This window comes from Streptomyces sp. WMMC940 (genome assembly GCF_027460265.1).
Classification (GTDB): Bacteria; Actinomycetota; Actinomycetes; order Streptomycetales; family Streptomycetaceae; genus Streptomyces.
On the sequence record NZ_JAPZBC010000001.1, the window covers coordinates 712,370 to 724,883 of the forward strand.

Annotated in this window: 9 protein-coding genes; 1 reads left to right on the forward strand and 8 read right to left on the reverse strand. The window is 71.5% G+C overall.

What is annotated here, in order from left to right:
• Nucleotides 1-82: 82 nt before the first annotated feature.
• Together O7595_RS03295 and O7595_RS03300 are read right to left on the reverse strand one after the other, a co-directional pair.
• Nucleotides 83-772, reverse strand: coding sequence for a (2Fe-2S)-binding protein (locus O7595_RS03295; protein ID WP_269727215.1), 690 nt, complete (start codon nucleotides 770-772; stop codon nucleotides 83-85).
• A gap of 176 nt (nucleotides 773-948) precedes the next feature.
• Entirely contained in the window at nucleotides 949-2,181 is a 1,233-nt protein-coding gene (locus tag O7595_RS03300) for a transglycosylase family protein (RefSeq protein ID WP_269727216.1), read from the reverse strand.
• A 248-nt stretch (nucleotides 2,182-2,429) separates the two neighbouring features.
• Between O7595_RS03300 and gndA the strand changes: the two genes are divergently transcribed.
• The gene (gene gndA, locus O7595_RS03305) at nucleotides 2,430-3,872 is read left to right on the forward strand and encodes an NADP-dependent phosphogluconate dehydrogenase (protein ID WP_269727217.1); all 1,443 of its coding nucleotides are present in this window, start codon (nucleotides 2,430-2,432) and stop codon (nucleotides 3,870-3,872) included.
• A gap of 766 nt (nucleotides 3,873-4,638) precedes the next feature.
• Here gndA and O7595_RS03310 read toward each other — a convergent pair.
• The 6 genes from O7595_RS03310 to drmA all read right to left on the reverse strand — a co-directional run bounded on the left by O7595_RS03310 (nucleotide 4,639) and on the right by drmA (nucleotide 12,474).
• Entirely contained in the window at nucleotides 4,639-4,887 is a 249-nt protein-coding gene (locus tag O7595_RS03310; RefSeq protein WP_332328113.1) for a hypothetical protein, read from the reverse strand.
• 119 nt (nucleotides 4,888-5,006) lie between these two features.
• Nucleotides 5,007-5,348: a GNAT family N-acetyltransferase gene (locus tag O7595_RS03315; protein WP_269727218.1), complete on the reverse strand. Its 342-nt coding sequence runs from the start codon at nucleotides 5,346-5,348 to the stop codon at nucleotides 5,007-5,009.
• A gap of 39 nt (nucleotides 5,349-5,387) precedes the next feature.
• Nucleotides 5,388-5,822, reverse strand: a complete 435-nt coding sequence (gene panD, locus O7595_RS03320; protein ID WP_269727219.1) for an aspartate 1-decarboxylase — start codon at nucleotides 5,820-5,822, stop codon at nucleotides 5,388-5,390.
• Between the two features lie 177 nt (nucleotides 5,823-5,999).
• Complete coding sequence (gene drmC / locus O7595_RS03325) at nucleotides 6,000-6,764, reverse strand: DISARM system phospholipase D-like protein DrmC (RefSeq protein WP_269727220.1); 765 nt, start codon at nucleotides 6,762-6,764, stop codon at nucleotides 6,000-6,002.
• Entirely contained in the window at nucleotides 6,761-8,653 is a 1,893-nt protein-coding gene (gene drmB, locus O7595_RS03330; protein WP_269727221.1) for a DUF1998 domain-containing protein, read from the reverse strand. The genes drmC and drmB overlap by 4 nt, the downstream gene beginning before the upstream one ends.
• Nucleotides 8,650-12,474 carry a DISARM system helicase DrmA gene (drmA, locus tag O7595_RS03335; RefSeq protein ID WP_269727222.1) on the reverse strand — a complete coding sequence of 1,275 codons (3,825 nt, stop codon included), beginning with the start codon at nucleotides 12,472-12,474 and terminating at the stop codon, nucleotides 8,650-8,652. The genes drmB and drmA overlap by 4 nt, the downstream gene beginning before the upstream one ends.
• Between the last annotated feature and the right edge of the window lie 40 nt (nucleotides 12,475-12,514).

Consider the following 12,514-nt stretch of genomic DNA (forward strand, 5'->3'; position numbering starts at 1 on the left):
GACGCCGATCGTGGCTCCCGGCGGAACGTCGACGTCGCGGGTGCCACGGCCGCGATACCGGTGGGTGGCGATGCCCCGGGCGCTACCGCCGTTGCCCGCCGGGCGGGCGGTCGAAGACGCAGTCGCCGCACAGTCCTCCGCCCGGGCAGCGGTAGTAGAGGCAGCAGCTGGTACGGCGCAGCGCCGGACCCCTCACGGTGCCGGAGAGGTCCGGGTGGTCCATCAGGCCCGCGGTGAGTACGGTGGCGCGCTCGGCCACGTCGGGCCGGTCCCGTTCCCGCGCCCAGCGCCGGATCTCGCGCAGGGCGCCGGCGAGCGCGGAGCCGGCGTTGCCCCACAGCAGCCGGTGCGAGATGCGGACGTCGCCCCGCAGGGCGTCGGCGAGCGGGAGGAGGTGGCCGTACTGGACCGCCTCCCGGATGCCGTCGACGGTGCCGGGGAGCGTCCCGGCCCCTGTCCAGCAGAGATCGTCGGGCGAGCCGAGCTCCGGGTCCCAGTACAGGGCTCCGGCGGCCGGGTCGGGGAACTCACCGTGGAGCGCCGCCGGGCCGAGCGCCGTGGACCAGAGCCGGGCGGCGAGCCCGAGGTGGGCGATGGAGGCGGCGACGCGGCGTTCGGGGGTGCGCAGCCGGGCCGCGACGCGGTCGACGCGGGCGGTCAGGGGCGCGAGTTCGCCGGCGTGGAGCCTGGACAGCGGCAGATGGCCGGGGCCGGGCTCTCGGGTCCGGGTCGCGAAGAAGCCACCGATCGACTCCGCCTCCGTCCGCTCCATGCGCCCCGCCCGGTTTCGTTCCGTCGTCCGTCGTTCCGCCGCCCGTCCAGGACCCGAGGTCCGCGGGAGGGCCCTGTCCCCTGCCTCGTGTGCAGCATACGGCGGCGGCCACGGGGCTCCTTCCCGATCCCGGCACTGGGTCTCGCGATCCCCGTGCCGACGCCGCCGGAACGCCGTCAGATGCTGACACCGCCCGCACGGAGGTACCGGAGCGGATCGATGTCGGACCCGTATCCCGGCCCCGTGCGCACCTCGAAGTGGAGGTGCGGCCCCGTGCTGTTGCCGGTGGACCCTGAACGGGCGATCCGCTGACCGCTGTTGACCCGCTGCCCCTCGCGCACGGTGAGCGCCGACAGATGGGCGTACTGGCTGTACTTCCCGTCGTCGTGCCGGATGACGATCTGGTACCCGTAAGCGCCCGCCCAGCCCGCCGAGACCACCCGGCCCTGTGCCACGGCCTGCACCGAGGTGCCCGTCGGCACGGGGAAGTCCACGCCCGTGTGATAGCCGCTGGACCAGGACGAGCCGGCCTTGCCGTACGGGGTGCCGGTGCCGGCCGCGACGGGTGCGCTCAGACCGGCACCGCGCTGGGCACGGTCCGGACGCTTCTGCTGCCGCTGCTCCTGCCGGGGCTTCGGTTTCGGCTTCGGCTTCGCCTGCTGGTTCTGCTGCGGCGGGGCGGCGGGCTGCGCGGCCCGGGGCGGCTGCGCCTTCGGCGGGGTCTTCGGCGGGGACGCGGGACGGGCCGCCGGGCGGCTGTTCGACGGGGCGGGGGCGACGCCCCGCACGACCAGCCGCTGGCCGGGGTGGATGAGATCGGGGTCGTCGCCGACGACCTTCCGGTTGGCGTCGTAGAGCGCCCGCCAGCCGCCCCTGACCCGTTCGGAGGCGGCGATCCCGGAGAGCGAGTCGCCGGTCGTCACCGTGTAACTCTCACGCTGCGTGGGGACGGTGGTCGGCGTCGCCTGCCGGACGGTGGGCCGGGATAACGCGGCCTGCGCCCGGAGCTGCCGTTCGGGTGCAACATCCGGTGTGTCGTCGCGGGTCAGTCCCGCGCGCGTGGAGCAGACCGGCCAGGCGCGGGGCCCCTGGCCGTCCAGCACCTTCTCCGCGACGGCTATCTGCTGGTCGCGGGTGGCGAGGTCGGCGCGCGCGGCATAGGCCGTTCCGCCGTACTCCTCCCAGGTGGACTGGCTGAACTGGAGCCCGCCGAAGTACCCGTTGCCGGTGTTGATGTGCCAGTTTCCGGTGGACTCGCAGGACGCGACCTTCTCCCACACGTCCTCGGGCGCCGCGTCGGCCGTTCCCGCGCCGATCAGCGGCAGCGCCATGCCCGCGCCGCCCGCGGTGACGGTGAGCGAGGCCCGGTTGATACGGCTCGGCTGGTACCGGCGGTGTCGTCCGGCCATGAGTCCCCCCTCGAACGCCTCAGCAGCCGCCAAAGCTATTGGCTCGCCTCAAGACATGACAAGGGGGTGCGTGCGGGCGTCCCGGGGCAGGGCGCGCGGCCGTCCGGGGGAAAACGGTGGACTGTGCGCCCCTCGCGCGACTCGTCGTCCCATGAACGCCGCACTCCGGTGACGCGTATTCATACTGGCCACGGGGAGGCGCACTTCCGCATGACCGCACGCAGTCGACGGATTCCAGGAGCACACGTATGAGTGGTACCGCCCAGATCGGCGTCACCGGGCTCGCGGTGATGGGCCGCAATCTCGCCCGCAACTTCGCGCGCAACGGCTACACGGTCGCCCTGCACAACCGGACCACCGCCCGCACCCGCGAACTCGTCGAGTCGTTCGGCGACGAAGGGGCATTCGTCCCCACCGAGTCGGCCGAGGAGTTCGTCGCCGCGCTGGAGCGCCCCCGCCGTCTCATGATCATGGTCAAGGCCGGTGCGCCGACGGACGCGGTGATCGAGGAGTTCGCCCCGCTGCTGGAGCCCGGCGACCAGATCATCGACGGCGGCAACGCGCACTTCGAGGACACCCGCAGGCGTGAACGCGAACTGCGCGAGCGCGGAATCCATTTCGTGGGCGTGGGCGTCTCCGGCGGTGAGGAGGGCGCGCTGCACGGCCCGAGCATCATGCCGGGCGGTTCCCGGGAGTCGTACGACACGCTCGGCCCGATGCTGGAGAAGATCGCCGCGAAGGCGCCTGACGGCACTCCCTGCACCACGCACATCGGCCCCGACGGCGCGGGCCACTTCGTGAAGATGGTGCACAACGGCATCGAGTACGCCGACATGCAGCTGATCGCCGAGGCGTACCACCTGCTGCGCTCGGTCGCCGGGTACTCACCGGAGAAGATCGCCGAGACCTTCCGCGAGTGGAACACGGGCCGGCTCGACTCCTACCTGATCGAGATCACCGCCGAGGTGCTGGCTCACACGGACCCGGTGACCGGGAAGCCGTTCGTCGACGTGGTCGCGGACCGGGCCGAGCAGAAGGGCACCGGCCGCTGGACCGTGCAGATCGCCCTCGACCTGGGCGTACCGGTCTCGGGCATCGCGGAGGCCGTCTTCGCCCGCTCGCTGTCCGGGCACGTCGATCTGCGCGAGGCCTCGCAGTCGCTGCCGGGACCGATGCCGCAGCCGCTGGCCGAGGCGGACGCCGCCCGCTTCGCGGCCCAGGTCGAGCAGGCGCTCTACGCGTCGAAGATCGTGTCGTACACGCAGGGCTTCCACCAGATCCGGGCAGGCGGCGACACCTACGACTGGAACATCGATCTGGGCTCGGTGGCGGCGCTCTGGCGGGCGGGGTGCATCATCCGCGCGGCCTTCCTGGACCGGATCCGGACGGCGTTCGACACGCGGTCCGATCTGCCGAGCCTGCTCTCGGACAAGCAGTTCGCCGAGGAGATCGGCGCGGCCCAGGACGACTGGCGCGCGGTGGTGGCCACCGCGGCACGCCAGGGTGTGCCGACGCCGGGCTTCTCCGCGGCGCTCGCGTACTACGACGCCCTGCGCGCCCGCCGGCTCCCGGCGGCGCTCACCCAGGCCCAGCGGGACTTCTTCGGCGCGCACACCTACCGGCGCACCGACCGTGACGGGTCGTTCCACACCCTCTGGGGCGGCGACCGGTCGGAGGTGGGAGCCGACTGAGCCGCGGGCCGGGGCATCCGGGGCATCCGGGGCATCCGGGGCGGATGGTGGCGCACCCCGGCGCGGCGGATCACCGCACCTCGTGATCCGTCGCGTCCGTGGCGTGGCGCCGGCCCGTACGGCGTCAGCTCAGCGGGCCGGGCTGGGGGTCCGGCCCGGGCACCGGGTCCGGTCCCGGCGGTTTCGGGATCGGGTCCGGCGCGGGGCCGGGTGGTGGCTGCGGCGGGGGTACGGGACCGGGCGGAGGCCCGGGCGCCGGCCCCGGACCGGGCCCCGGCGGCGGAGTGGGAGCCGGGGGCACGGGGTCCGGTGGCGGCGTGGGTGGCACGGGGTCCGGCGGTACCGGGTCGGGAGGCGGCGCAGGGGGTGCCGGGTCGGGCGGGGGCTGTGTCATGGCGGTCTCCCCGGGGATTCGGTCGGCCGGGCGTCGGCTCGGCGGGACGCGCGTTTCGGGTTCCATGCATGCGGCTTCCCACACGCGTCCCGTCCAGTCATCGGCACGTGCTCGCCAGGGGTTGAGCGCGTCCGCATGCGCAGGCCGGCGGGCCGATCGGCGTCGGACGTGCACGCGAAGGGGTGGGGGTCCCTCGCCCGGAGCGGCACCGCCGTTGAGACCCAGAGGGGCGCAGGTCCGCGCCCGCCGAGGGCGCGCGACTGCGCCGGTCGAGGGTCCCGGCGGGTGCGCCGAACCCTGGTCCGCCCGCGTCGAGGTGCCGGCGGGCCCCGCGCCGACCGGAGGTGCTCGCCCACGTGCGCCGGTCGACCCTCAGGACGGGCAGGCCGACCTCCGCCGCGTACCCTCCGCCACCACCCCGATGCCGGAACAGCCACACGGGACCGCACCCGCTCCCCCGCCCGGCGACGACGGCCCGGCCGGAGCCGAGCGGACGGCGTCGGCCACCGCCTCCGGGCCGTGCGACCCGGCTCGGGCCGGCAGTTCCTCGTCGACGGTGTGCCGCAGCCGCAGAATCGGGTGGTGACGGTCGCGCAGGGCGTCGAAGACGGGCACATGCACCGGGGAAGTGTGCAGCAGTGCCGGCACGGGCCCTGCTGCCCCCGGCGGACCGGCCTCGGGCGAACGCTCCGCGGGCGGGCCGGCCCGGTGCGAGCGGTCGGCCCATGGCGGCGGGTCCGTCACAGCCCCGGGTGCTCCTTCGCCTGCCGCTCGGCCTCCATGACGAGTTCGGCGGACGGCACGGGAGCCTCGTCCGGGTGCCGCTGCGCCCACTTCGCGGCGTACGGGCAGAGCGGCACGACCGGCACGCCCTCACGGGCGGCCATGGCGTGGAACTCTCGCACCAGGGTGCTGCCGATGCCCTTGCCCTCGTGCGCCGGCTCGACGATCGTGTGCACCGGGACCAGCGCGGCGGGGTCGAAGACCAGCGTGAAGTACGCGATGTGGCCGACGAACTCGCCGTCCTCGTACGCCTCCAGCCGGCCCTTCTCACGATCGTCACGGAGTTCGGAGTCAAGCATCGTGCTCTCCTCGGTCAGCGGGCTTGCCGTCGGGTCGGTTCAGTATCGGGCCGCGGGAGCCGGCACGGCGTGCGGGCTGCTCTCCGTGTCGCTCCCGGGGACCGGCCGGGACGGGTCCGAGCCCAGCTCGACGATGCGGTTCCGCCCGTCGACATGGACGACGCGGGGCACCAGCGACCTCGCCTCGGCGTCCTCGACCTGCGCGTAGCTGATGAGGATGACCAGGTCACCGGGGTGCACGAGATGGGCGGCGGCACCGTTGATGCCGATGACGCCCGAGCCGCGCTCCCCCTCGATGACGTACGTCTCGAGCCGGGCGCCGTTGTCGATGTCGACGATGTGGACGAGCTCACCGGGAAGCAGATCGGCGGCTTCCATCAGTTCGGCATCGACGGTGACGGAGCCGACGTAGTGCAGGTCGGCCTGGGTCACGGTGGCCCGGTGGATCTTGGACTTGAACATGGTTCGCAGCATGGACAAACTCCTGGAATGTCTGCTCCCTGCCCGCTTTGTGCAGGTCAAGGGCGGTCTCCGCAGACTACAGCCCTTCGCATGCTCGGTCAGCAGTCCCCGGGTGTTTCAGGACTCACATCCCTCATCAGGAGACCGTCAAAGGCAGGGGTAAGGGCACACCGGCAAGGCCCATTCCCGTCACGGCCGAAGCGGCCTCAACTCGCCCAGACGTTGCAGCTCCACAATGTGCTCTGCCGCTCGTCGCGGCGCTTGTCCACCGCTCACCAGCACTCCCGCCTCGATGTTGCGACGGGCCGCGGCCTCGGTCAGGTTCGCACTGCCCAGGAACAGCGTACGGCGGTCGGCCACCACGAGTTTCGCGTGCTGACGCGAGTGAGGGTGGTCGGCCGGATCACGGGCCCAGTGCCACAGCCTCAGCCCGGGAACGACCGCGAACGCCTCGGCTGGCTCCCGGCCCTGCAGGAGCCCCCTCGCGCCGGCCAGCGTCTCGACCACGACGTGGATCTTCACGCCTCGTTCCACCGCTGCCGTGAGAGCTCGTGTCAGAGCCGGATACGGACGGGCCGCGTAGGTCATGGCCAGCAGCTCGTCACTGGCCTCCTCGATCACATCGACCAGCACCTGGGCGGTCGCCCGTACCGGCACCGCGGGCGTCGAGGGGCCGGTCCACACTGTGCGGACCCGTACCCTGTCCCGGGCATGCAGCATGGCCGCGACGTAGCCGCGCACATAGGCGGCTGCCTCGGTCGGCGGGACCGAGTCCCTCTCCATCGCGTCGTACAACACCGCGACGGCTGCCCCGGCCCCTGGTGCGGTCAGTTCGGCCAGAGCCCGCTCTTTGCTGCCTCCCCGTGACAGCAGGCCTACGAGGTCCTTGCCCTGGGACAGGCCGAGGGCCCCGACGGCGGCCTCCGCTGCGGCCTCGAACTCCCGCCGGCTCACGGCAGCAGGCCGACCGGTGTCAGCACCTGCTCCCTGTCACCGGACAGGGGAACGAGGAAGCGGCGGTCGAGGAACCGATTGGCGCGCTCGCATGTGGTCTCGGAAACGAAGAGACAGACGTGGCACGCCGCCCCGTGCAGATAGTCGCCCGGGTCGTGCGGCAGACGCTCGGAGCAGAGCGGATCGGCCGAGCAGTGTCCGGCATCGGCGAGGGCCCGGCGGACGATCCGGGTGAACTCGCGCTCCTCGGCGAGAGAGACCAGGCCTCCGAGAGTGCCCTCGGAGTCCGGGACTGCGGTGTAGATGAGGATCCCCGTACTCGGGTTCTGTTCGTCGCCGGCATAGATCCGCTCCGCCAGGGAGGCCGAGCTGTAACCGCATTCCAGGGCGATGGTGCGGATCAGCAGATGCGAAAGGGTGTGCAGGGCGATGTAGCGCGCGCCGGGCCAGCCGTGGAAGGGGTCGAAGTCGCTCGTCTTGCGGTCCGACTTGCGGTTGGTCCGGAACCGGCCGTAGGCCTCTTTGTGGGCCTCCATCTGCGGCGACTTCTCCATGCGCGCCGTCCAGTCCGCCATGAGGCCGTCCCGCACCCGCACGAAGACGCCTTCGCCGCGGACCTCACTGGCCGGCACCCAGTTCTGCGCGCCCCGGGACAGGTCGACACGGGTCGCGATCTCCGGGGACTCCGGATCGGGCGCGTCAAGCCGGGTGAAGCCGATCAGCGCACGTGCCTCACGCAGCCGCTCGACCTGGCGGATGTCCGAGAAGAGTTCGTCCAGCGGGGCCGGAACGGAGACCGGTCTGAGGGCGAAGTCGTCACTGGGCCGGGGCACCGGCCCGGAGAGGGCATCCCATTCGGGGCGGAAGAGGTCGGCCTGGATGTCGGGGGCGGAAGGGGCAGGCCCGTCCCTTCCCCGCTTGCGGGCCGAGATCGCCGCGAAGACCGCATCCGCGTCGAACTCCTTCAGGAATACGAACTGGGGCAGACGTGCCATGAAGGCGAGCTCGCTCCGGTCCTCGACCTTTTCCAGTTCCGGCCAGTGGTCGTCCAGCAGTTTGTCGATGTCGCCCCCCTGCCCCTTGGGCAGCGCGAGCGCACTGAGGGTGAGCGGGAACCACTGGTTGGAGGCACCCGCGACCATCAGGACCGAGTCCCGGTCGCAGCCGTTCGGATCATAGGCACCCAGGTGCGGATGACGGCCCCGGCACTGGGGCAGATGGCGGCGCCCCCGCTCGCCCATCGCCTCGCGGATGTTGCGCTTCGCGCCGCAGGCTACGCACTCGATGGTGACGTTGGCGGCCTGGTTGCCGCCGTGGTCCTTCATCCGCAGTTTGGGCCGCGGGATCTTGTCGCAGGCCCGCCCGTGGTGGACGTACGGGGTGTAGGGGAACTCGTCGAGGTGGCCGACCGTGCAGACGAGCGTGAAGCGTGCGGCCACGGCGAGCGGCTTTCCCCGCTTGCAGTCGTGGACGAACTTGGCCTCGTGCGGTGCACGCGGGTTGGCGTTGATGAACGTGAACTCGTCGGAGTCGATGGCCGCGAGGACGTTGCAGGCGGTGCAGCGCAGCCATTGCGGAAACGGTGCGACGGGCACTCCGACGCCCTGCGCCGCCCAGCCCTTCGGGTCCGTGTCGGCGCCCTCCAGCCAAGGGGCCGCCCGCAACTGCTCGATCCGCCCGCGTCCGTAGCGCTGAAGCGAGCGGTTTACGGCGGCACGCAGCCGCGGTTCGTCGATGTCGTAGTCGGTGATGCCGGAGTAGCTCCAGGCGTCGAGTCCTCTGACCAGGACGGAGAAGTTCGGCAGGTCGAGGAGGGAGCCGATGCCGGCGGTGAACATGAGGTGGCTGGGGCGGACGGCACCGACCCTGCGGTTGCTCCTGGTGTTCATCGCTGTGCCCTCCTGGGCGTGTCCGCGGTGGTGGGTCCGTATTCGTCGCTGTCCACGGTGGCTGCCAGGTCCCGGTCGGTCTCGGTGTCCACAGCGCCGAAGTTCCAGTCCGGGCCGCCGCCCGAGGGGTCTTCGAGCAAGGCTTGGCCGCCGGGCAGAAGAAGGTTGATCTCGTTCTCCGTCTCGCGCATCGACATGCCGACGGTCAGCTCGGTCCACCGGGAGCCGTCGGCCCGCCGGAGCAGCCCGTTCACGACGGTGGTCTTGTGCTTCTCCTTGCGGTAGCCGAGGGCCGAGCTGTTCTCGTCCCTTTTGCGGCGCCACTCGTCCTTCAGCCGGTCGAGTCGTTCGCTCAGGTACTGGCGGGGCAGCTCGCCTCCCACTCGTTCGGCCCGTTCCAGCAGCCGGCGTTCGACGTCCAGGGCGAGAGGGCTGTCAAGATCCACCGAATGGGCGTCCAGGTTGCGCGAAGTGTCGAAGGACGCCTGGCGCAGCGCCGCCACATAGGTGGCGGCGGCACCCCGGTCGAGGGCGCGGCGGGTGAACGGGGTGACGGAGAGGGCCTCGACTTGGCGGTAGAACGTGGCGTGGTAGTGCTCGAAGTCCTCGTAGTGGGCGAGGTCCCGGGGGCGGGACCAGTTGTAGAGGGTCACGACGAGACCGGGGCGCGACGCGTCACGGCCGACACGCGAGGACGCCTGGATGTACTCGGCGGTGTTCTTGGGCTGGCCCACGACCAGCATCAGGCCGAACCGGGAGACATCGACGCCCACCTGCAGCATGGAGGTGGCGAGAACGACGTCCACCGCCTGCCGGGCGATCGGGGTCATGGCGGCACGGGGTTCCCGTTTCTCCTTCACGGCGACGGCGTACTCCCGCAGGAAGGCGCGTCGCCGCTCCGAGGTGTCCCGTTCGGGGTCGAACTCGGTCTCCAGACGCTTGAGGGCAGCACCGACGTCGGAGGAGGAGATGCGTGAGGTCAGTTCCTGGATGCCGAGCATTCCGGTGCGGCTCACGATGCGGTCGGCCAGCGTGTCCTGGCCTCTGCGGCTGCCGTTGGAGCGCACCCGGGTCGTGATGTCGTCGTCCATGTACCGTCGCATACCCGCGAGTTCACGAGTCGCGTTGAAGTAGCCGACCAGGGTCATGTACGGGTCCGCCGGCCTGCCGTAGTGGTCGAAGAGCTGCTGCCCGGCCAGGAGCAGGATCTCGGCGACCCGGATCTCGGCGGCCTTGAGACGGGTGCCGTGCGCGCAAACGCCCAGGTAGCGTCGGCCTGGGTTGGCGCGGCTCAGCTCGACCTGCCGGGAGAAGAACGTGTCACCCACGTCGAGGACTTGCGGCGGGAAGACGGCGACCTTGCGCCCGAAGACACCCAGCACCTGGTCGGCGGCCCGTTTGGTGGTCGCCGTCGAAGCGACGATCTTGGGCCCGGTCTCGAGACGTCGCCCCTGGACGTCGGTGACGCCCCAGGTGCAGAGCTGGTCGACGGCGGATTCGAAGAGGCCGACGGTGGTGCCGAGGGCACCGGAGATCAGATGCAGCTCGTCCTGGATGATCAGGTCCGGGGGCCGCAGGCGGGTCACCGGCTGTGCGGTGACACCGGCCAGGTCTCCCCTGGCGTTGTGACGGCTCCCGCAGCCGGTCCTCGCGTCGAGGTCGTCGTGACGGTAGCCATGACGTGGGCACAGTTCCGTGACCCGGCCGAACAGCAGGCCTGCGTACCCGTTCCAGGGCAGCTGCGCGAACTTGTCCACGGTGGCGATCAGCAGGGACGGGGCGAGCCGGTAGATCTCCTCGTCGACCGTGAGCACCGGGATGCCCTCGCCGGGCGATTCACGCCGGGAGAAGGGACAGCGGTCCTCGCCCTCCCCGCGCGGGCAGTACAGCAGAACGCGGCGACGGCCTTCGTCGTACTCCATGTGAGAGCGGGCTGTCAGTCCGCTTCCGCACCAAGGACAGGTGAGGACCTGAAGGACGCGGGCGTGCTTGTCGCTCGCGTTCTCCCGAGCCTCGGCGATCTGTTCCTTGGCCTCGTCGAACCAGTTGGGCGAGACGGAGGTACCCACCCACAGACCGATACGGAAGGGGGTGTTCCCCCAGCGGACGTCCCGTGCGAACTCCTCACGGCGCAGCACTTCGCAAGCACTGACCAGGGCGGCGGCGCGCTGGAACTGCTGGGCGGTCAGGAGGCGGAGCGTGTAGCGCATGAGGACGCCGACGCCCGCTTCACCGCTTCGCGCTTCCGTTCCTGAGCCGATCGTGCCCTGCAGGCGCCGCAGGGCGAACGTATAGGCGGCGAGGCCGAGATACGCCTCGGTCTTGCCGCCACCGGTCGGGAAGAACAACAGGTCGACGAGAGCTTCGCGGCCGGTGCCGCGGTGCGGGTGTCCGGGTCGGCTCAGGGAGTCGAGGTTCAGCAGGACGAAGGCGAGCTGGAACGGACGCCAGCTGGCGGCCTGCTTGCCCTTGGCGTGGACCTCGTCGTACGCCTCCCGGTAGGAAGCCTGCTCGTCCTCGACCCCGGCGCGGGCCGCGGCGATCGCCGTGTTGCGACGCTGGAGTGCCATGGCTCGATTGGCGAACCGGAAGGCTTCCAGGGCGATGTCGTCGGCGACGAGTCTGTCGATGCCGAGCGTTATGCGGTCGCAGATGTCCAGTGCCTGGTCGATGGCGACATCGGCCGATGCGCGCAGGTCGTCGGGGAGTGAGCGGGCCTTGGCGCGCTGCCGTTCGAGCCAGGAGCCATAGCCGTCGGCGAGCGGGGCCAGGGCGGCGCTGAGTTCGGTCCGGCGTCGGGGCACCGCGAGGGCCGCGAGCTCGTCCATGCCGAGTTCGAGACCGCGGAGCAGGTCCTGCTCCTCCAGTGTCGGCGCGGTGGTGGCTCGGACGTCGTACTCCGGGAGCCAGGTGGTCGTGAGGCGGTGCGCGTTGCGTTCGCCGTCTCGCACATGGGCGTGCACCGCGACGTTGCGGCCCTTGGCGTGGCTGAGGCTGTCGCGGTAGAGAAGGCGGAGCCTGCGCTCCTCGGCGTCTTCGGCGCCGTTCCCTCGGTTCGCGGGATCGAGCGGGTCGTCGACCGGAAGGAAGACGGCGGCCTGGTCGTCCGGAAAGGCGGTGACGTCGATCTCCGTCTGGAAGAGCCAGTGGGCGTCGCGGGCCTCGCGGCTGTCCTGCTGCCGGTTCACCAGGGCCAGTTCGATGACTCGTAGATCCTCGGCTCCGACCCGACCGGTGTGCCGGCGCACCTGCATGTCGAGGACGACCGCTCCCCCTTCGAGCTCGACGAGACTGTCCGCCGCGCCGGTCACGTCGATGTCCACCGGGTGTTCGACGGGCTCGCGCGACCAGACCCTGCGGGTGGTGCCGCGGTCCGTGGCTTCCTCCGACTGCCGGTAGCGACCCCATCGGACGGTGGCGGTGAGCGTGCCGACCGAGGCGGGGACTGTGAAGGACATCCCCATGGACGATGCCCAGATGTGGCCGGCGGCCTGTGGGGTCAACCGGTCCTGCAGCTCGGTGTCGTCGCCCTCCTGCTCGTCGCCCGACTCTCCGTCCGCGCTCTGGGCTGCCACGAGGGCGATTCCGTCGGCGGTGACGGCCTGGGGCCGCGGACCGAGCATGCCCACGAGATACCGGTCGCGCGGGCCGGAGGAGGCGCTCGGCAAGGTCTCCGTCCCTCCGTCCCAGGGGCCCAGCAGATCCCGGCGAATGTAGGTCACAAGTCCGTCCCGCACCGCGTAGGAGTCGCCGGCGCGGAACGTCTGGGGCACTTCGTCGAGCGGGTGCGGGACAGCGGCCTGGGCAGGCTGGGCCGGCATGCGGTGGGTCCTTTCGGACGGATCCGATGGAGCACGAGCG